We start from the raw sequence: 18,706 nt of genomic DNA on the forward strand, positions 1-18,706 counted from the left end.
TGACGAAAAATATTTAAAAATGTTGATGAAAATACTGGAAATGTACTCTTGGATAGACTTGCATATTTTAATATTGTTTCGTATAATATAGAAGTAATATAGCTAGAAAACTTGACAAGTAGTAGCAGAAAAAGGTATACTTTGAGAATCAAACTAATTATGTTGTATGAAGGAGAATGATTATGTTAGAAAAGATGAAAGAAATCATTGCAGAACAGTTAAGTGTGAATGAAAGTGAAGTTACATTAGAAGCATCTTTCAAAGATGACCTTGGAGCTGATTCATTAGACTTATTTGAATTGGTAATGGCTTTAGAAGAAGAATATGATGTAGAAATTCCATCTGATGATCTTGCAGAACTGAATACTGTAGAAGATGTAATTAACTACTTAAAAGACAAAGGTGTAGAAGATTAATATTTTGATGAATTGACTTATAACTTTGCGTTATAAGTCAATTTTTTGAAGTCGATATTTTGAAAGTCAAAATAATTTGCAAATTGGCGAGGTGAGATTATGGGTAAAATCGTATTTATGTTTCCTGGACAGGGAGCGCAGTATGTGGGAATGGGAAAAGATTTTTATGATTCTTTTTCCTGCAGCAAGGAAGTATTTGAAAAAGCCAATGAAGTTTTGGATATTGATGTAAAGAAATTATGTTTTGAAGAAAATGAAGATATCAATATTACGGAATTTACACAGGCAGCTATGGTTACATCCAGTGTGGCTATCTTAAAGAAACTGGAAGAGATGGGGCTGAAACCGGACATGACAGCTGGTTTGAGTCTTGGAGAATATTGTGCCTTGGTTGCCAGTAAAGTTATGAGCTTTGAAGATGCTGTGAAAGTTGTACGCCAGAGAGGAATTCTTATGCAGGATACAGTTCCGGCAGGAGAGGGAGCCATGTCTGCAGTTCTTGGAATGAAAAAAGAGGAGATTGAGGCGGTTTTACCAGGTGTTGAAGGAATTGTGACAATTGCAAACTATAATTGCCCTGGACAAATTGTTATATCAGGAGAGACATCAGCTGTTGCCAAAGCGGGAGAAGCATTAAAAGAGGCAGGTGCCAAACGTGTTTTACCGCTGAAAGTCAGCGGACCATTCCATTCACCAATGCTTCAGCCAGCAGGGGAAAAACTTCTGGAAGTACTGGCTGATGTGGAAGTGTGTGATCCGGAAGTTCCATATGTATCCAATACAACAGCGGAATTTGTAACATCAAAAGATGATGTGAAAGAGCTGTTAGGAAAACAGGTTTATTCTTCTGTTCGATGGGAACAATCTATAGAAAAGATGATCCAGGATGGAGCAGATACATTTATTGAAATAGGACCAGGAAAAACTTTATGCGGATTCATGCGAAAAATAAATCGTAATGTAAAATCAATCAATATTGCAAAAGTTGAAGATTTGGAAAAGGTAAAGGAGATCTTGGAATGTTAAAAGGAAAAATTGCAGTTGTAACTGGAGCAAGTCGCGGAATTGGAAAAGAAGTTGCATTAACTCTGGCAGGATATGGAGCAACCGTAATCGTGAATTATTGCGGATCTAAGGATAAGGCTGAGGCTGTGGTAGAGGAAATAACATCCGCAGGCGGAACAGCAAAGGCATATCAGGGAGATGTGTCTGATTTTAATGTAGCAAAAGAAATGATGACTTCTGTAAAGAAAGAATTCGGATCTGTTGATATTCTTGTGAATAATGCCGGTATTACAAAAGATAATCTGATTCTTAAAATGAGCGAAGAAGAATTTGATAAAGTAATTGAGGTCAATTTGAAAGGTGCTTTTAACTGTATGAAACACGTTTCAAGAATTATGCTGAAACAAAAATATGGACACATTATTAACATGTCTTCTGTCTCAGGAGTTATGGGAAATGCAGGTCAGGTTAATTACTGTGCATCTAAAGCGGGAATTATCGGTATGACAAAATCTCTTGCAAGAGAACTTGGCTCTCGTGGAATTACAGTAAATGCAATAGCTCCAGGATATATTCAGACAGAAATGACAGAAGTTTTACCGGATGAAGTGAAAGATAGTATTTTAAGTACAATTCCATTGAAGAGAATGGGACAGACAAAAGACATTGCAGAGACAGTTGCATTTCTGGCATCTGACAAAGCTGCATATATTACTGGACAGACCATCAGCGTAGATGGCGGAATGGGAATGTAAAGGAGAAAGACATGAAAGAAATGAAAAGAGTTGTCGTTACCGGTATGGGAGCTATTACTCCGTTGGGAAATAGTGTAAAAGATTTCTGGAGCGGTATCAAGGAACAGAAAATCGGGTTTGCTCCAATTACACATTTTGATGCTAGCGAATATAAGTCTCATCTGGCGGCAGAAGTAAAAGATTTTGATCCAAAAGAATATATGGATCGAAAAGCAGCAAGACGTATGGAATTATTTTCACAGTATGCTGTTGCGGCTACAAAAGAAGCAATCGAAGATGCAGGACTTGATCTGGAAAAAGAAGATGCAACAAGAATCGGTGTATCTGTCGGATCAGGAACAGGAAGTATCCAGACAGTGGAACAGACAACAAAAACTCTGGAGACAAAAGGACCAAATAGAGTAAAACCACTGGTAGTACCAATGATGATTTCAAATATGGCAGCAGGAAATGTTTCTCTGACATTTGGACTTAAAGGCAAAAGTATCAATGTTGTGACAGCATGTGCAACAGGAACTCAGTCTATTGGAGAAGCATATCGTTCTATTCAGGTGGGAGAAGCCGATGTAATGGTTGCCGGAGGAACAGAAGCAGCGATTACACCTGTAGCAGTTGGAGGATTTGCTGCACTGACAGCATTAAGTGGTTCTGACGATCCTGAAAGAGCATCTATTCCTTTTGATAAAGAACGTGATGGATTTGTTATTGGAGAAGGTGCAGGAATCGTTGTACTGGAAAGTTTAGAGCATGCACAGGCAAGAGGTGCTGAAATCCTTGCGGAAGTTGTAGGATACGGTGCTACAAGTGACGCTTATCATATTACTTCGCCAGCAGAAGATGGTGAAGGAGCTGCAAGAGCAATGGAATTTGCCATGAAAGAAGCCGGTGTAAAACCAGAAGAGATCGATTATATCAATGCACACGGAACAAGTACTCATGCAAATGACCTTTTTGAGACAATGGCAATTAAAAAGGCTTTAGGAGATCATGCTTATGAAGTGAAGATCAGCTCTACAAAATCTATGATCGGACATGGACTTGGAGCAGCAGGAGCCATTGAATTTATTACATGTGTAAAATCTATTGAAGAGGATTATATTCATCCAACAGTTGGATTAAAAGTTCCAGATGAAGAGTGTGATCTGGATTATACATTAGAACCGGTTACAGATCGTAAGGTGAATTATGTTTTAAGTAATTCTCTTGGATTTGGTGGTCATAATGCAACACTTCTTGTAAAGAAGTATGAGGGTTAGGAGGATTTGTATGAAAATCGAAGAAATGAAAGAACTGATCCAGGCAGTATCAGAAGCTAATGTTGATGAATTTGAATATGAAAATGACGATTTTTCTATTAGAATTGCTAAAAATGAAGCGAAAGTTGTTACTGCAGAAGCAATTCCTGCACCAGCTGCTGCACCGGCTGCAGTTCCAGCAGCACCAGAATCAGATCAGAACGATACAAAGATTGAAGGAAATGAAGTGAAGGCTCCATTGGTGGGGACTTTCTACGCTGCACCTTCTGAAGGAGCAGAACCTTTCGTATCTGTTGGAGATACTGTAAAGAAAGGTCAGGTTATCGGAATCGTAGAAGCAATGAAACTGATGAATGAAGTGGAAAGTGAATTTGATGGAACTGTTGCAGCAATTCTTGTTGAAAACGGTGAAATGGTTGAATATGGACAGCCGCTGGTTGTGATTCAATAGAAAGGGTGGCTTTATATGTTGGATATTAAAGAAATAATGAGCATTATTCCTCACAGAAGTCCGTTTTTGCTTGTGGATCGTGTGGAAGAAATGGAAGTAGGGAAACGTATTGTTGCTAAAAAATGTGTCAGCTATAATGAACCATTTTTTACTGGTCATTTTCCTCAGGAACCCGTAATGCCGGGAGTTCTGATTATTGAAGCACTGGCACAGGCAGGAGCAGTATGTGCACTTTCAGCAGAAGAAAATAAAGGGAAAATAGCTTTCCTTGGGGGAGTCAACAAAGCAAAATTCCGTGGAAAAGTAGTACCGGGAGATGTGCTGACACTGGAAGTTGAAATGGTTAAGATAAAAGGACCTGTTGGTGTTGGAAAAGGGACAGCAAAGGTTGACGGAAAAGTTGTTGCATCTGGTGAAATCACATTTATGATTGGATAAGAGAGGGTGTATCTTAATGTTTAAGAAGATATTAATTGCAAACAGAGGAGAAATTGCTGTTCGTATTATCCGTGCGTGCCGTGAAATGGATATTATGTCTGTAGCGATTTGTTCAGAAGCAGATAAAGATGCATTACATGCACAGCTTGCTGATGAAACTGTATGTATCGGGCCAGCACCGGCAAAAGAAAGCTATCTTGATATGGAAAGAGTTGTTGGTGCAGCGATGGCAGTTGGTGCTGATGCAATTCATCCTGGATTCGGATTTTTATCTGAAAACAGTAAATTTGTCAGAATGTGTGAGAAATGTAATATAACATTTATAGGACCATCAGCTGAAATTATCGATAAAATGGGAAATAAGTCAGCTGCAAGAAAGACTATGATGGATGCAGGAGTTCCAGTCGTTCCGGGAACAAAAGATGCGGTATATGAAGCAGAAGAAGGACAGAAAATTGCTGATGATATGGGATATCCTGTTATGATAAAAGCTTCTGCCGGAGGTGGCGGAAAAGGAATGCGTGTGTGCTATTCTTCAGAAGAATTTGTACATACATTTGAAACAGCCAAACTTGAAGCGGAAAATGCTTTTGCTGATGGAACCATGTATATTGAAAAATATATTGAGGATCCAAGACATATTGAATTTCAGATTCTTGCAGACAAATTCGGTGATGTTGTCCATTTAGGTGAACGTGACTGTTCCATTCAGAGAAGACATCAGAAACTGATTGAAGAATCACCATCACCTGCAATTGATGCTCAGCTGAGAGAAAAAATGGGAGAAGTAGCAGTGCGTGCTGCAAAGGCAGCAGGATATTACAGTGCTGGTACTATTGAATTTCTCAAGGATAAGCATGGAGAATTCTACTTTATTGAAATGAATACAAGAATACAGGTTGAGCATCCTGTTACAGAGTGGGTAACAGGAATTGATCTTATCCGTGAGCAGATCCGTATTGCAGCAGGTCAGCATCTGACCTACAGTCAGGATGAAATCCAGGTTCGCGGACATGCCATTGAGGTTCGAATCAATGCGGAAGATACAGAGCATAATTTCCGTCCAAGTCCTGGAACTGTAACAAATGTTCATTTTCCAGGTGGAAAAGGTGTACGAATTGATTCAGCACTGTTTTCAGGGTATGAAATTCCGCCATATTATGATTCTATGGTGGCTAAATTGATCGTATATGATAAGAACAGGGAACTGGCATTAAGAAAACTTCGAAATGCATTGGGTGAGCTGGTTCTTGAAGGAATCAAGACAAATATTGATTACCAGTATGAGATCATTAATAATAAAGATTTTCTAGAAGGTAATGTTGATACAGGATTTATTGAGAGATTCCAGAAATCACTGGAAGAAAATGCTGAGAACTAGAGCAAGGAAAGCCAGGTGAGATACTATGTCATTAAAAGAGATGTTTAAAAAAAGGACGTTAACGCCTCAGGAGAAAAAACAGGCGGAAAAAATCCGAAAGGCAAAAGATACGTTATTGGAATTTCAGACTCCGGATGGATTGTTCCAGAAATGTAATGAATGTGGAAAACCGGTTTATAACGAAGATGTTATTGAAAATTACTATGTATGTCCATTTTGCGGAAGCTATTTCAGGATTCGGCCAAAGACAAGAATTGCAATGGTTCTGGATAAAGATACATTCCAGGAGTGGGATGAAAAAATGGAAACCAGTGATCCTCTTAAATTCCCAGGTTATAAGAAAAAATTAGAACGTCAGCAGTCAACTACAAATCTTAATGAGGCAGTGGTTACCGGAAGAGGTCAGATCTGCGGAAAAGATGTTGTAATTGCTGTTATGGGAGCAGATTTTATGATGGGAAGTATGGGAGAGGTCGTTGGTGAAAAAATTGCTCGAGCAGTAGAAAGAGCCACTGAACTTAGACTTCCGGTAATTATATTTACATGTTCGGGAGGAGCCAGAATGCAGGAAGGTATTATATCTTTAATGCAGATGGCAAAGACTTCTGCAGCTCTTAAGAAACATGATGAGGCAGGATTGTTATATATTACTGTTCTGACAGATCCGACTACCGGAGGTGTTACAGCAAGTTTTGCAATGCTTGGAGATGTAATTCTGGCGGAACCGGGCGCTTTGATCGGATTTGCAGGTCCAAGGGTTATTGAGCAAACCATAGGGCAGAAGCTCCCAGAGGGATTCCAGAGTGCAGAATTTCTGCTGGATCATGGATTTGTTGATAAGATTGTAGAACGTAAAAATCTGCGAAAAGTGTTAGCTACTGTGATAAGGAGTTGTGAGTATGAGCAATAATTTTACACCTTGGGAACGAGTTCAGATATCCAGATCTGCAGAACGTCCAACAAGCCTTGATTATATTTCTGCGATTTTTGATCGTTTCATGTCATTACATGGAGACAGATTGTTTGGTGATGATAAAGCAATCGTAGGAGGTTTAGCTTCTATCGGTGGAAGACCTGTAACTGTTATAGGACAGCAGAAAGGTCGTTCAACAAAAGAGAATATTAAAAGAAATTTTGGTATGCCTTCTCCAGAAGGATATAGGAAATCTCTGCGATTGATGAAGCAAGCAGAAAAATTCCATCGTCCGATTATTTTGTTTGTTGATACACCAGGTGCATTCTGCGGAATTGAGGCAGAAGAAGGTGGTGTTGGAGAGGCAATTGCCAGAAATTTATTTGAAATGTCAAATATTAAAGTGCCGATTTTGTCTATAATGATTGGTGAAGGAGGAAGTGGTGGAGCCCTTGCCATGGCAGTAGGAAATGAAGTGTGGAGTTTAGAAAATTCTACATATTCTATTCTTTCTCCGGAGGGATTTGCAGCTATCTTGTGGAAGGATGGAAACCGTGCATCAGAAGCAGCAAAGGTTATGAAAATCACTGCCCAGGATTTAAAAGAACTGGGAATTATTGAGCAAATCATTGCGGAACCTGAACCTGCATCTGTTGAAAATATCATGGATATTTCTGAACAACTAAAACAGATGATTGGTGAGTTCATTTCAAAATATGATGAAAAGACACCAGAAGAAATTGTGACAGAGCGTTATGAGCGCTTCCGTAAATTTTAATGGAGGTTGTTTGTGAAAGAATTAAAAATAGGAAATCTTACAGCAAAAGTTCCGATTATTCAGGGGGGAATGGGGATTGGTATCAGTCTTAGTTCTCTGGCTGGAGCGGTAGCCAAGGAAGGCGGAATTGGTGTTTTATCAGCTGCACAGATAGGATATAAAGAGCCTGATTTTATGGAAAATCCTCAAAAAGCAAACTTAAGAGCTATTGGGAAACATATTGAGCGTGCAAGAGAAATTGCTGGTGGAGGAATCCTGGGAATTAACATTATGGCAGTAACAAAAAATTATGCTGCCTATGTGAAAGAATCCATTGCAAATGGAATTGATTTGATCATTACAGGGGCAGGGCTTCCGACTGAACTTCCCGCTATAGCAAAAGGAAGTGAAACCAAGCTGGTACCAATTGTATCTCCTGCAAAATCTGCCAGAGTTATTTTGAAAATGTGGGATAAAAAACATCATATAGCACCAGATGCAATGATTATCGAAGGTCCTAAAGCAGGAGGACATCTGGGATTTAAATATGAAGAACTGATGGATCCGCAGATTAATGAAAAACACGATGAGAATATTCGACAGATTTTAGAGATGGTAAAACCATATGAAGAGAAATATGGAAAGAATATTCCGGTTATTGTTGCTGGTGGAATTTCCGGCAAGGAAGAAATGCAGCATTATATGGATATGGGAGCTTCAGGTATTCAGATTGCGACTCCTTTTGTTGTGACAGAAGAATGTGATGCAAGTCAGGCATATAAGGATACATATATTAATTGTAAAAAAGATGATATTATAATCGTAAAAAGTCCTGTAGGCATGCCTGGAAGAGCTATTCGTAATAAATTTATGACAATGATACAAGAAAAAGGTCGGATCGCTCCAAAGCACTGCTATCAGTGTATGGAAAAATGTAATGTGAAAGAGACAGTTTATTGTATTTCACAAGGATTAATTAATGCTGTAGAAGGCAAAATCGATGATGCTTTGCTGTTTTGTGGCGCAGATGCATGGAAATACAATAAAATGACAACTGTAAAAGAAGTTATTGCAAGATATATTTAATTCAAAAAATGAGAATAGAAAAAGGATTCAGCAAAATTGCTGAATCCTTTTTCTATTCTCATTTTTTCTTATACTCTACAGATCTACAAGAATAACTTTAGTCATTTCTCTAATAGAATCGTATAGAGGTTTTGGCAGGTTACTATCGGTAATAAAATAGTCAATATCTCTCCAGCTGGCATATTGAATAAGGGCAGATGCACAAGCTTTGGAACTGTCTGCGATTACAACATTCAGTTTTGAATTGGGAATAATGGCCTGTTTAGTCTGTGCGTCGGAAAAATCAGATACAGCAGGTCCTTTATGCTGTTCAAATCCATTAGTTCCAAGGAAGGAAACAGCAACTTTCAGATTGTTGATAAAGTTTGTTGCCTGAAAACCTTCTGCAGACATATTCCCAGGATTAAGCTGTCCGCCTGTAATGATAGTTGTATTGTCACTGCCAATTAGTACATTTGCTGCACTTAAGGAGCAGGTTACGATGGTACATCCGGAACGCTGACTTAAAAGTTTTGCCATATGTACAATAGTACTGCCGGCATCCAGGTAGATAACTCCGGTTTGAGGAATAAACTCCAGTGCTTTTTCACAAAGCTTTGTTTTAATGTCAGCATCTTTGTTGATACGAGTTTCGATTGGAACTGTTCCGAATTCATAAATTGATGTAGCACCGCCGTGGCTTCTCTGGGCAGCACCGATTTCTGTCAGGTAGGACAGATCTCTTCGAATTGTTTCTCTGGAAACCTGAAATTGTTCGGCCAGCTGTCCGATTTTAACACTGCCATTATCATGCAGCAATTTCAAAATTTCTTTTTGTCGCTCAGCGGCAATTAATTTCCCCATTTTGAATCTCCTTCCTACAATTTCTATTTTACAATATGAAAATATATCAGTCAACGAAATAAATTCACAAAAACTCTCAAAAGTACAAAAAATGCCAACAAAAATATTGACAAATGTGGCGAGTGAAGTTAAAATAACACCATAAAGCAACAAAACAGCACAAAACAACACAATGAAATTGTCCATAAGAAGGAGTTGGAAGTATGGAAGCCAAAAAATTAAAAATGATAACGGATGAATTATCAAAATATTCTGGAATGGTAAAAGAAGAGGAAATTCAGGCTTTAGCTGACGCTGTGGTAAATGCAGAAAAGATTTTTCTGGCAGGAGCAGGACGTTCAGGACTTGCAGCAAGAGGTTTTACAAATAGACTTCTGCACATGGGATTTGATGTACATTTTGTAGGAGAAATTTCCTGCCCTCCAATTAAAGAAGGAGATCTTATTATTCTTGGATCAGGATCAGGAACAACTAAGAGCTTAATTGTCATGGGAGAAAAAGCTAAAGGGGTTGGAGCTAAAATCGCAACTGTTACAATGTTCCCTGCTCATACTATAGGACAGATGGCTGATGTTATTGTAACTGTTCCCGGATCAACACCAAAAAAAGCAGAAGGAGAAAAGAACCTGGCAGAATCTGTTCAGCCAATGGGGAATTTGTTTGAACAAATGAGCTGGCTTACGTATGACAGTATTATTATGACTCTGATGGATAGACTGGGCCAGACCAGTGAAGAAATGATGGGACGACATACAAACTTAGAGTAAAAGGAGTAAATCAATGCAGAGATTTGTAAATGATCCGGATTATATTGTTGAAGATATGGTCAAAGGTTTTGTGAAAGCATATGATGATTTAATTGTCCGCTCAGAAAACAATGACCGGGTTGTAAAATATAAAGATGCACCAGTTGAAGGAAAAGTCGGACTTGTAACTGGAGGCGGAAGCGGTCATGAACCGGCATTTCTTGGATATGTAGGCAAAAATATGATGGATGCAGTTGCGGTAGGAGAAATTTTTTCTTCTCCATCGGCACAGGCCTTTTATGATGCATTTATGGAAGCAGATGCGGGAAAAGGTGTTGCCTGTCTTTTTGGTAATTATGCTGGTGATAATATGAATGTTAAAATGGCAGTGCGCATGGCAAAAAAGAAAGGTGTTACTGTTAAATTTGTTACTGCAACAGATGATGTGGCATCTTCTTCAAAGGAAACAAAAGAAAAGAGACATGGAATTGCCGGTGGTGTTTTCATGTGGAAAGTCGGCGGAGCTAAAGCTGCCATGGGTGCAGATTTAGATGAGGTTATAGAAACTGCACAGAAAGCAGTGGATAATACCAGAAGCATTTGTGTGGGTTTGGAACCATGTGCCATCCCGGCTGTGGGACATCCAAATTTCCAGATTGATGATGGTAATATGGAATTTGGTATAGGACATCATGGTGAGCCGGGTATTAATGTACAAAAACTGAAACCGGCAAAAGATATTGCAAGAGATATGGCTGAAGCAGTGATTGCAGATCTGGAACCAGATAGTGGAGATGAAGTGGCTGTGCTGTTATCTGGTCTTGGAGCAACACCGGTTATGGAATTGTATGTCCTGTATGATCAGATAGAAGCATACCTGAAGGAAAAAGGACTTTCTATTTATAAAGTCTTTATTGGAGATTATGTGACTTCTCTGGATATGAATGGGGCAGCATTAACCGTGATGAAGCTGGATGAAGAGTTAAAAGAGCTTTTGGATTATGAAGCAAAGTCACCGGGAATAGAAATATAAAGGAAATATTTTTAGGAGGAAGAAAAAATGAAAGCTGTACATTTTGGAGCAGGAAAAATTGGACGAGGATTTATTGCTGATTTATTGCATGATACCGGTTATGAGATTGTATTCGTGGATGTAAACGAAAAAGTAAATGAAGAACTGAACAAATACCATAACTACTATCTGTATGTTATTGAAGAAGATTATAAAAGAAAAGAAATTGATAAAGTATCTGCATTATCTCCAATTACACAGGGAGAAGAAGTTGCACAGGCAATCGTAGACGCAGATGTTGTAACAACTGCAGTTCTGGCAGATAACTTCCCTAAAATTGCAGGAAATCTCGCAAAAGGATTAAAAGCAAGATTGGATGCAGGAAAAGAAAAGATAAATGTAATCCCTTGTGAAAATGCATTGTTCTGTGGTGATATGCTGAAAAAAGAAATTGTTGCTACAGGAATTATTTCTGAAGAAGAGTTAGATAGCATAGCAGCAATTCCAAATACAGCCGTTGACCGTATGGTATTTGGGACAGATCGTGATGGAAGAGACGGAATAGAAATCGGTAAAGATCATGAATTGGCAGTGGAGGTAAATAAACTGACAGATCCGGAGAATCCTCCAATCAAAGGTGCAGAATATACAGATAATCTGCAGAAATTCCTTGAAAGAAAGCTTTATACTATCAACTGTGGTCATGCATGGTCTGGATACATGGCACATCTGATGGGATATGAAATTATTCAGGACTATTTTGCATCAGAAGAAAATGTAAAGATGACAAAAGATGTTATGTTTGAAGTGGCAGCGCTGCTGGAGAAGAAACATGGATTTACACACCAGGAAATGGCAGATTATATTGAATTTGCAGTAAACCGTTTCCTGACACCTGGAATCACAGATACAGTATCACGTATTTCCAGAGCACCAATCCGTAAGCTTGGACCAGAAGACCGTTTGGTAGGACCGGCAACTCAGTGTGAAGAAGCGGGACTTCCAAATGCCATGTTATTAAAAGGAATTGCAGCTGCATTCTTGTTTGATGTGAAAGAAGATGAGCAGTCTGTAGAATTACTTCAGTACGTTGCTGATAATGGAATTGAAAAAGCAATTCCTCATTATACAGGAATCGAAGAAGGAAGCAGAATGTTTAATGAAATTGTAAAGTATTACAATGAATTAAAAAAATAAAGTAAAAGATAATATAAAAAATGATTTTATAGAATTTTAGGAGGAAGAATTATGAAATTACAGTTAGCTTTAGATGAAATGAAAATGGATGCAGCATTAGAATTAATGGAAAAGGTAAAAGATTATGTAGATATTATTGAAATTGGTACTCCATTCTGCCTTGATTCTGGAAATAATGCAGTTGAAACATTTAAAAAAGCATTCCCTGATAAAGAAGTTCTGGCAGATTGCAAGATCATGGATGGGGGATATCTTGAAGCAGAAAATGCAATTAAAGCAGGAGCTGATTATGTAACAGTTTGTGCAGTAGCTGATTTATTAACAGTAAAAGGTGCTTTTAAAGCAACACAGGATTATGGAAAACAATTAGTTGTTGATATGATTACAATTGAAGATATTCCTGGAAAAGTAGCAGAATTAGAGGAAGTTGGAGTTGATGTATTGGCTGTACATACTGGAGCAGATGCACAGGCTGTTGGAAGAGAACCAATTCAGGATTTAGAAGTAATGGTTCAGTGCGCTAAAAAATCTAAAATTGCGGTAGCTGGAGGAATCAACAGCAAAACAATCGATAAATATGTAGCCTTAAAACCGGATATTGTAATTGTGGGAAGTGCTATTGGACGTGCAGAAGATCCGGTAGCAGAAGCAAAAGCAATCAAAGAGGCTATGTTATAAGAGTCGGGAGGAAATTAAATTATGACAGAATGTAAAAATATTTTTGCGATTCTTGATGAGTTAAAAGAAAATGCAGCACAGATCAATGATGACGATTTAAAAGCTGTGGAAAAGCTCATTACAGAAGCAAACCGTATTTTCATCGGTGGTGCCGGACGTTCCGGATTTGCTGCAAGAGGATTCTCTAATCGCTTGATGCATCTTGGATATACGGTATATTTTGTTGGAGAACCAACGACACCATCTATTCAGGCAGGAGATTTATTAATTGTAGGTTCTGGTTCAGGAAATACAGCAAGTCTTGTGTCTAATTCCCAAAAAGCAAAAGAGCAGGGAGCTAAAGTCGCAACACTTACCATGTTCCCGGAAAATACCATCGGATCTATGGCGGATGCTGCGATTAAGATTCCTGGAGAAACTGAAAAAGTGAAAGGGAAAGGAAAAGCATCTGTGCAGGCTTCCGGTTCATCCTTTGAGGAATTATGCTGGATTACCTATGATGCAATGGTAATGGATTTGATGAAATTAACAAATCAGACAAATGAAGATTTGTTTAAACGTCATGCAAATATGGAATAGATTAAAATTACAGCAGCTGTTTAGGTAAAAAGAGATATTTGTATATTAGAGAGTGTTGTACTTCTGGTGCAACACTCTTTTCTCCCCGTTATTACGAGAAATGAAAGAGGTGGAATATATGAAGATACCGGTAAGAACTTTAGAGAATGGAGTAGAAATGCCATATCTGGGATTTGGAACATGGAAACTAAAAGGTGAAAAATGCTCAGAAATGGTTGCGTATGCATTGAAAAATGGTTATACAGCTGTGGATACAGCTCAGGTCTATCTAAATGAAGAAGCAGTGGGGGAGGGAATTCGTCAATCTGGTAAAAAAAGAAATGAATTTTTTATAACATCCAAAATAAGAAATCGTTTTCAGGGCTATGATAATACCATGTATGCAGTGGAGGCTTCGCTGAAACGATTTGGACTGGAATATCTGGATCTGTTTCTTATTCACTGGCCGGGAGAAGATAAATACGTGCCTACATGGAAGGCACTGGTGCGTATGTATGAGGAAGGTATGATCCGGTCCATTGGAGTTAGTAATTTTTATCCGGAGCATATGGAACAATGTGCACAAAACACAGGAATTATGCCGATGGTAAATCAGATTGAAATGCATCCATACTTAATGCAATATGAGATTGTAGATTATTGTAGAGAAAATAATGTATTTCCGGTTTCATGGAGTCCTTTGTCAGCAGGAGGAGAAGCAAGACGAGATCCTAAAACAAGTGCGGAAGGTCATTCAGGACATATAGCCAGCGGAAATGTGATGGAGGATCCGGTGATCAGAAAAATTGCAGAAACACATAAAAAAACACCGGCACAGATTATTTTGCACTGGCATGTGCAAAATGGATTTGGAGTTGTTCCAAAATCTGCAAATCCGAGGCGTATTCTTCAAAATAAAGATATATTTGATTTTGAGTTAACTAAAGATGAAATGAATCAGATACAGGAATTAACCAAAAAGCAGATTCGCATTGGAGATGATGGAAGAACTTATCGTTTCCCGTTGTTGAATGAAATGATTGAAGCAGGAAATGAACCGGAAAAAGACCGGTTTGGAAACTACTTATAATATATTTTAATCCTTTGCCTGTCAGGTGTGCAGGTGAAGGATTATTTTTAAATTTAAGATATATTGTATGATTCTAACTATTTCGTAATATTCGGTGAGAGAAATGAGTTTCTTCTATTATATATGTACTAGAAATCTGCTGTATTGTACTTTCTTTCATACATTCAAAAAAAGTGAAAAAAATTCTTGCATTTCCCTTTCTTTTCATATATAATCTAATCGTTGTGACCTTGATAGCGTTGAAGCGTGAGGTTGCTGTACCGGTAAAAGCCGGTGCAGGTTTTCCGTGGAGCAAATGTCAAGTTGTTAAAACTGGCGACAAGTCACTGTACGAATTACAATCTATTTATTTTTGCATGTATTCAAAAAGAATACTACAAATAGAGACGCAGTGTGTAGATTTCACGATACACACGGAGGAGTGTACAGTCACCACTTGTCGTGCTACAAGAAAATTATAGTGCGAAAAGGAGGCGGCTTTTTTTATGGCAGCAAGTCAGGTAATGAGAATTACATTGAAAGCGTATGATCATCAGTTAATCGATGCAAGCGCAAAGAGTATTATCGAAACAGTTAAAAAAACAGGATCTAAGGTGAGTGGACCAGTACCTATGCCAACTAAGAAAGAAATCATCACAATTCTTAGAGCAACACATAAGTATAAAGATTCCAGAGAACAGTTCGAACAGAGAACTCATAAAAGATTAATTGATATTATTACACCAACACAGAAAACAGTTGATGCTTTATCAAAAGTAGAAGTACCAGCTGGTGTGTACATCGACATCAAGATGAAGACAAAATAAGTAATCCCGAAGGGTTATGAGTAGTGAGGTATCCCCTTAAGCTTGTAGCGTCTAGGATGATTACAACGTAACACGTTATAATCCGCTGTAGATTAATAGGAGGAACAATCAAAATGAAAAAAGCGATTTTAACAACAAAAGTCGGAATGACTCAGATCTTCAATGAAGATGGAGTGTTGATTCCAGTTACTGTATTACAGGCAGGACCTTGTGTCGTTACTCAGGTAAAGACAGTTGAAAATGACGGATACAGTGCAGTTCAGGTTGGATTTGTTGATAAAAAAGAAAAAGGAATCAACAAACCTCAGAAAGGGCATTTCGATAAAGCTTCTGTAACTCCAAAGAGATTTGTAAGAGAGTTCAGATTTGAAAATGCAGAAGAATATACAGTAGGTCAGGAAATTAAAGCTGACATCTTCGCAGCAGGAGATAAAATTGATGCAACTGCAACATCAAAAGGTAAAGGATATGCTGGTGGTATCAAACGTCATGGTTTGAAATCAGGTCCATCTGCCCATGGTTCTAAATATCATCGTCATGCAGGTTCCAATGGTATGGCATCTGATCCTAGTAAAGTATTCAAAGGAAAGAAAATGCCAGGACATATGGGAGCTGAAAGAGTTACAATCCAGAATCTGGAAGTAGTAAAAGTTGACGCTGAACAGAACATTATTTTAGTAAAAGGTGCTGTACCAGGACCTAAAAAATCTTTAGTAATGTTAAAAGAATCAGTAAAGGCATAGGTCTTTAAAAGAAAGGAGGACTATTTAAGATGGCAACAGTATCTGTGTTAAACATGGAAGGCAAAGAAGTTGAAAAATTAGATCTTAATGACAGCATCTTTGGCGTAGAAATAAATGAACATTTAGTACATCTGGCAGTTGTAAGCCAGTTAGCAAATAACCGTCAGGGAACTCAGAAAGCTAAAACACGTTCTGAAGTTCGTGGTGGTGGAAGAAAACCTTGGAGACAGAAAGGAACAGGTCATGCAAGACAGGGATCTATCCGTGCTCCACAGTGGACAGGCGGTGGAGTTGTATTTGCTCCAACACCAAGAGATTACAGCAAAAAGTTAAACAAAAAAGAAAGACGTTTAGCTCTGAAATCTGCTTTAACATCCAGAGTTCAGGAAGATAAATTTATCGTAGTAGATGAATTTAAATTCGACGAAATCAAAACTAAGAATGTTAAAAATATGTTAGACAGCTTCAATGTAAGCAAAGCATTAGTAGTAATGGGAGATAAGAATGATAACTTAATCTTATCTGCAAGAAACATTCCTGGTGTAAAAACAGCATTGACAAGCACAATCAATGTATATGATATTTTGAAATACGACACTGTAGTTGTTTCTAAGGAAGCAGTTGCAAATATCGAGGAGGTATATGCATAATGGCAGATATTAAATATTATGACGTTATCTTAAAGCCGGTTGTAACAGAAAAAAGTATGAATGCAATGGCTGAAAAGAAATATACTTTTTTAGTTCATCCATCTGCAACTAAATCCCAGATTAAAGAAGCAGTGGAAAAAATGTTCGAAGGAACAAAAGTGGCAAAAGTTAACACAATGAACAATGATGGTAAAACAAAAAGACGTGGAATGACTTTTGGAAAAACTGCTAAAACAAAGAAAGCAATCGTTCAGTTAACAGCAGAAAGTGCTGATATTGAAATTTTCGAAGGACTGTAAAATTTAGCAGCTAAAGACTATACGCAGTACAAGCGTGATAATAAAACAGATTTGAAAGGAGATCAACATGGGAATCAAATCATATAACCCATATACACCTTCTAGAAGACATATGACCGGATTAGATTTTGATACTATTACAAAATCAACTCCAGAAAAATCTCTGGTAACTTCTTTAAAGAAGAACGCTGGTCGTAACAATCAGGGTAAAATCACAGTAAGACACCGCGGAGGCGGATCTAGAAGAAAATATAGAATTATTGACTTTAAGAGAAATAAGGATGGAATTCCTGCTACAGTAACAGCAATCGAATACGATCCAAACAGAACAGCAAACATCGCATTATTAACATATGCAGATGGTGAAAAAAGATATATCATTGCTCCGAACAAATTAGCCGTTGGAACAACTCTTATGAACGGTCCGGAAGCAGAAATCAGAGTTGGAAACTGCCTTCCATTGGCAAATATTCCAGTTGGTACAGAAGTTCACAATATTGAAATGTATCCTGGAAAAGGTGGACAGTTAGTACGTTCTGCAGGTAACTCAGCACAGTTAATGGCAAAAGAAGGAAAATATGCAACACTTCGTTTACCATCTGGTGAAATGAGAATGGTGCCTGTAGTATGTAGAGCTACTATCGGTCAGGTTGGAAACATCGAACACGACCTTGTTAACATTGGTAAAGCAGGACGTAAACGTCATATGGGTATCCGCCCAACAGTTCGTGGTTCTGTTATGAACCCTAATGACCATCCACACGGTGGTGGTGAAGGTAAGACTGGTATTGGTAGACCAGGACCATGCACACCTTGGGGTAAACCTGCATTAGGACTTAAGACACGTAAGAAAAACAAACAATCTAACAAGATGATCGTAAGAAGAAGAGATGGTAAAACTGTTAAATAGTACAAGGAGGTAACTTATGGCTCGTTCACTTAAAAAAGGACCATTTGCAGATAAGAGTCTGCTTAAGAAAGTAGACGCTATGAACGAAGCAGGAGACAAAAGTGTTATTAAAACATGGTCTCGTCGTTCTACAATCTTCCCATCATTCGTAGGACACACAATTGCTGTTCATGATGGAAGAAAACATGTGCCAGTTTATATTACAGAAGATATGGTTGGACACAAACTTGGAGAGTTCGTAGCAACAAGAACTTTCCGTGGACATAAAGCTGAGAAAAAATCCGGAATGAGATAATCAAGTTTGGAAGGAGGTTTCATTTAAATGGCTAAGAAATACAGCAGATCTCAGTATAAAAAAGAGAGAAATGCAAACAAAGATACAAGACCAAAAGCTACATTAAGAAATGCTAGAGTTTCTACAACAAAAGCAGCTTTTGTATTAGATGCGATCAGAGGAAAAGACGTAGAAACAGCACTTGGAATTTTACTTTACAATCCAAGATATGCTTCAACATTAATTGAAAAATTATTAAAATCTGCAATTGCTAATGCAGAAAATAATAATGGAATGGACCCAGAAAACCTTTATATTGCAGAATGTTATGCAAATAAAGGACCTACAATGAAGAGAGTAAAACCTAGAGCACAGGGTAGAGCTTATAGAATTGAACATAGAATGAGCCACATTACACTGGTGCTTGATGAAAGATAGAAGG

At 38.0% G+C, this 18,706-nt stretch carries 22 protein-coding genes and 1 pseudogene; 22 read left to right on the forward strand and 1 reads right to left on the reverse strand.

Features of this window, described 5'->3' with window-relative positions; translation table 11 throughout:
* The first annotated feature begins 182 nt into the window (after positions 1-182).
* From acpP to BHF70_RS10095, 9 genes and pseudogenes are all read left to right on the forward strand, one after another.
* The gene (gene acpP, locus BHF70_RS10050; protein WP_075760095.1) at positions 183-416 is read left to right on the forward strand and encodes an acyl carrier protein; all 234 of its coding nucleotides are present in this window, start codon (positions 183-185) and stop codon (positions 414-416) included.
* Positions 417-515: 99 nt separating this feature from the next.
* Positions 516-1,442, forward strand: coding sequence for an ACP S-malonyltransferase (gene fabD, locus BHF70_RS10055; protein WP_075760096.1), 927 nt, complete (start codon positions 516-518; stop codon positions 1,440-1,442).
* Positions 1,436-2,176, forward strand: a complete 741-nt coding sequence (fabG, locus tag BHF70_RS10060; protein WP_075760097.1) for a 3-oxoacyl-[acyl-carrier-protein] reductase — start codon at positions 1,436-1,438, stop codon at positions 2,174-2,176. Before fabD ends, fabG begins: the two co-directional genes overlap by 7 nt.
* 11 nt (positions 2,177-2,187) lie before the next feature.
* Positions 2,188-3,432, forward strand: coding sequence for a beta-ketoacyl-ACP synthase II (gene fabF / locus BHF70_RS10065; protein ID WP_075760098.1), 1,245 nt, complete (start codon positions 2,188-2,190; stop codon positions 3,430-3,432).
* A 10-nt stretch (positions 3,433-3,442) separates the two neighbouring features.
* The gene (gene accB / locus BHF70_RS10070) at positions 3,443-3,883 is read left to right on the forward strand and encodes an acetyl-CoA carboxylase biotin carboxyl carrier protein (protein ID WP_075760099.1); all 441 of its coding nucleotides are present in this window, start codon (positions 3,443-3,445) and stop codon (positions 3,881-3,883) included.
* Positions 3,884-3,898: 15 nt separating this feature from the next.
* Positions 3,899-4,321 (forward strand): 3-hydroxyacyl-ACP dehydratase FabZ, encoded by a 423-nt coding sequence (gene fabZ / locus BHF70_RS10075; RefSeq protein WP_075760100.1) that lies wholly within the window; start codon positions 3,899-3,901, stop codon positions 4,319-4,321.
* A 16-nt stretch (positions 4,322-4,337) separates the two neighbouring features.
* Positions 4,338-5,702 carry an acetyl-CoA carboxylase biotin carboxylase subunit gene (locus tag BHF70_RS10080; protein ID WP_075760101.1) on the forward strand — a complete coding sequence of 455 codons (1,365 nt, stop codon included), beginning with the start codon at positions 4,338-4,340 and terminating at the stop codon, positions 5,700-5,702.
* Positions 5,703-5,727: 25 nt separating this feature from the next.
* Positions 5,728-7,393 (forward strand): annotated as a pseudogene (locus tag BHF70_RS13040) (acetyl-CoA carboxylase carboxyltransferase subunit alpha).
* 6 nt (positions 7,394-7,399) lie between these two features.
* Positions 7,400-8,458 carry an NAD(P)H-dependent flavin oxidoreductase gene (locus BHF70_RS10095; protein WP_075760104.1) on the forward strand — a complete coding sequence of 353 codons (1,059 nt, stop codon included), beginning with the start codon at positions 7,400-7,402 and terminating at the stop codon, positions 8,456-8,458.
* 75 nt (positions 8,459-8,533) lie between these two features.
* Here the strand turns inward: BHF70_RS10095 and BHF70_RS10100 are convergent, their stop codons facing one another.
* Positions 8,534-9,301, reverse strand: a complete 768-nt coding sequence (locus BHF70_RS10100; RefSeq protein ID WP_075760105.1) for a DeoR/GlpR family DNA-binding transcription regulator — start codon at positions 9,299-9,301, stop codon at positions 8,534-8,536.
* 203 nt (positions 9,302-9,504) lie between these two features.
* Between BHF70_RS10100 and hxlB (BHF70_RS10105) the strand changes: the two genes are divergently transcribed.
* The 13 genes from hxlB (BHF70_RS10105) to rplV all read left to right on the forward strand — a co-directional run bounded on the left by hxlB (BHF70_RS10105) (position 9,505) and on the right by rplV (position 18,702).
* Positions 9,505-10,068 (forward strand): 6-phospho-3-hexuloisomerase, encoded by a 564-nt coding sequence (gene hxlB, locus BHF70_RS10105; protein ID WP_075760106.1) that lies wholly within the window; start codon positions 9,505-9,507, stop codon positions 10,066-10,068.
* Positions 10,069-10,081: 13 nt separating this feature from the next.
* Positions 10,082-11,080 (forward strand): dihydroxyacetone kinase subunit DhaK, encoded by a 999-nt coding sequence (locus tag BHF70_RS10110; protein WP_075760107.1) that lies wholly within the window; start codon positions 10,082-10,084, stop codon positions 11,078-11,080.
* Between the two features lie 27 nt (positions 11,081-11,107).
* On the forward strand, positions 11,108-12,256 hold the full coding sequence (locus BHF70_RS10115) for a 3-hydroxyacyl-CoA dehydrogenase NAD-binding domain-containing protein (protein ID WP_075760108.1): 1,149 nt from the start codon (positions 11,108-11,110) through the stop codon (positions 12,254-12,256).
* A gap of 51 nt (positions 12,257-12,307) precedes the next feature.
* The gene (gene hxlA / locus BHF70_RS10120; protein ID WP_075760109.1) at positions 12,308-12,934 is read left to right on the forward strand and encodes a 3-hexulose-6-phosphate synthase; all 627 of its coding nucleotides are present in this window, start codon (positions 12,308-12,310) and stop codon (positions 12,932-12,934) included.
* A gap of 21 nt (positions 12,935-12,955) precedes the next feature.
* Positions 12,956-13,513, forward strand: coding sequence for a 6-phospho-3-hexuloisomerase (gene hxlB, locus BHF70_RS10125; RefSeq protein WP_075760110.1), 558 nt, complete (start codon positions 12,956-12,958; stop codon positions 13,511-13,513).
* A 118-nt stretch (positions 13,514-13,631) separates the two neighbouring features.
* Positions 13,632-14,582, forward strand: a complete 951-nt coding sequence (locus BHF70_RS10130; RefSeq protein WP_083638422.1) for an aldo/keto reductase — start codon at positions 13,632-13,634, stop codon at positions 14,580-14,582.
* A 485-nt stretch (positions 14,583-15,067) separates the two neighbouring features.
* Positions 15,068-15,388, forward strand: a complete 321-nt coding sequence (rpsJ, locus tag BHF70_RS10135; RefSeq protein WP_075760111.1) for a 30S ribosomal protein S10 — start codon at positions 15,068-15,070, stop codon at positions 15,386-15,388.
* A gap of 113 nt (positions 15,389-15,501) precedes the next feature.
* Positions 15,502-16,131, forward strand: a complete 630-nt coding sequence (gene rplC, locus BHF70_RS10140; protein WP_075760112.1) for a 50S ribosomal protein L3 — start codon at positions 15,502-15,504, stop codon at positions 16,129-16,131.
* Positions 16,132-16,160: 29 nt separating this feature from the next.
* Positions 16,161-16,781, forward strand: a complete 621-nt coding sequence (gene rplD / locus BHF70_RS10145; protein WP_075760113.1) for a 50S ribosomal protein L4 — start codon at positions 16,161-16,163, stop codon at positions 16,779-16,781.
* Complete coding sequence (gene rplW / locus BHF70_RS10150) at positions 16,781-17,080, forward strand: 50S ribosomal protein L23 (protein WP_075760114.1); 300 nt, start codon at positions 16,781-16,783, stop codon at positions 17,078-17,080. The genes rplD and rplW overlap by 1 nt, the downstream gene beginning before the upstream one ends.
* 67 nt (positions 17,081-17,147) lie before the next feature.
* Positions 17,148-17,990, forward strand: a complete 843-nt coding sequence (rplB, locus tag BHF70_RS10155) for a 50S ribosomal protein L2 (RefSeq protein ID WP_075760115.1) — start codon at positions 17,148-17,150, stop codon at positions 17,988-17,990.
* A 16-nt stretch (positions 17,991-18,006) separates the two neighbouring features.
* Positions 18,007-18,285 (forward strand): 30S ribosomal protein S19, encoded by a 279-nt coding sequence (gene rpsS / locus BHF70_RS10160; protein ID WP_075760116.1) that lies wholly within the window; start codon positions 18,007-18,009, stop codon positions 18,283-18,285.
* 27 nt (positions 18,286-18,312) lie between these two features.
* On the forward strand, positions 18,313-18,702 hold the full coding sequence (gene rplV, locus BHF70_RS10165; protein WP_075760117.1) for a 50S ribosomal protein L22: 390 nt from the start codon (positions 18,313-18,315) through the stop codon (positions 18,700-18,702).
* The last annotated feature ends 4 nt before the right edge of the window (positions 18,703-18,706 follow it).

Origin of the sequence: Anaerostipes sp. 494a (assembly GCF_001940315.1) — a bacterium.
GTDB classification, from domain to species: domain Bacteria; phylum Bacillota; class Clostridia; order Lachnospirales; family Lachnospiraceae; genus Anaerostipes; species Anaerostipes faecalis.

Bases quoted from the DNA above. Each gene is read 5' to 3' on its own strand.
- acpP (WP_075760095.1), top strand. From the start codon at position 183: ATGTTAGAAAAGATGAAAGAAATCATTGCAGAACAGTTAAGTGTGAAT.
- fabD (WP_075760096.1), top strand. From the start codon at position 516: ATGGGTAAAATCGTATTTATGTTTCCTGGACAGGGAGCGCAGTATGTG.
- fabG (WP_075760097.1), top strand. From the start codon at position 1,436: ATGTTAAAAGGAAAAATTGCAGTTGTAACTGGAGCAAGTCGCGGAATT.
- fabF (WP_075760098.1), top strand. From the start codon at position 2,188: ATGAAAGAAATGAAAAGAGTTGTCGTTACCGGTATGGGAGCTATTACT.
- accB (WP_075760099.1), top strand. From the start codon at position 3,443: ATGAAAATCGAAGAAATGAAAGAACTGATCCAGGCAGTATCAGAAGCT.
- fabZ (WP_075760100.1), top strand. From the start codon at position 3,899: ATGTTGGATATTAAAGAAATAATGAGCATTATTCCTCACAGAAGTCCG.
- BHF70_RS10080 (WP_075760101.1), top strand. From the start codon at position 4,338: ATGTTTAAGAAGATATTAATTGCAAACAGAGGAGAAATTGCTGTTCGT.
- BHF70_RS10100 (WP_075760105.1), bottom strand. From the start codon at position 9,301: ATGGGGAAATTAATTGCCGCTGAGCGACAAAAAGAAATTTTGAAATTG.
- hxlB (WP_075760106.1), top strand. From the start codon at position 9,505: ATGGAAGCCAAAAAATTAAAAATGATAACGGATGAATTATCAAAATAT.
- BHF70_RS10110 (WP_075760107.1), top strand. From the start codon at position 10,082: ATGCAGAGATTTGTAAATGATCCGGATTATATTGTTGAAGATATGGTC.
- BHF70_RS10115 (WP_075760108.1), top strand. From the start codon at position 11,108: ATGAAAGCTGTACATTTTGGAGCAGGAAAAATTGGACGAGGATTTATT.
- hxlA (WP_075760109.1), top strand. From the start codon at position 12,308: ATGAAATTACAGTTAGCTTTAGATGAAATGAAAATGGATGCAGCATTA.
- hxlB (WP_075760110.1), top strand. From the start codon at position 12,956: ATGACAGAATGTAAAAATATTTTTGCGATTCTTGATGAGTTAAAAGAA.
- BHF70_RS10130 (WP_083638422.1), top strand. From the start codon at position 13,632: ATGAAGATACCGGTAAGAACTTTAGAGAATGGAGTAGAAATGCCATAT.
- rpsJ (WP_075760111.1), top strand. From the start codon at position 15,068: ATGGCAGCAAGTCAGGTAATGAGAATTACATTGAAAGCGTATGATCAT.
- rplC (WP_075760112.1), top strand. From the start codon at position 15,502: ATGAAAAAAGCGATTTTAACAACAAAAGTCGGAATGACTCAGATCTTC.
- rplD (WP_075760113.1), top strand. From the start codon at position 16,161: ATGGCAACAGTATCTGTGTTAAACATGGAAGGCAAAGAAGTTGAAAAA.
- rplW (WP_075760114.1), top strand. From the start codon at position 16,781: ATGGCAGATATTAAATATTATGACGTTATCTTAAAGCCGGTTGTAACA.
- rplB (WP_075760115.1), top strand. From the start codon at position 17,148: ATGGGAATCAAATCATATAACCCATATACACCTTCTAGAAGACATATG.
- rpsS (WP_075760116.1), top strand. From the start codon at position 18,007: ATGGCTCGTTCACTTAAAAAAGGACCATTTGCAGATAAGAGTCTGCTT.
- rplV (WP_075760117.1), top strand. From the start codon at position 18,313: ATGGCTAAGAAATACAGCAGATCTCAGTATAAAAAAGAGAGAAATGCA.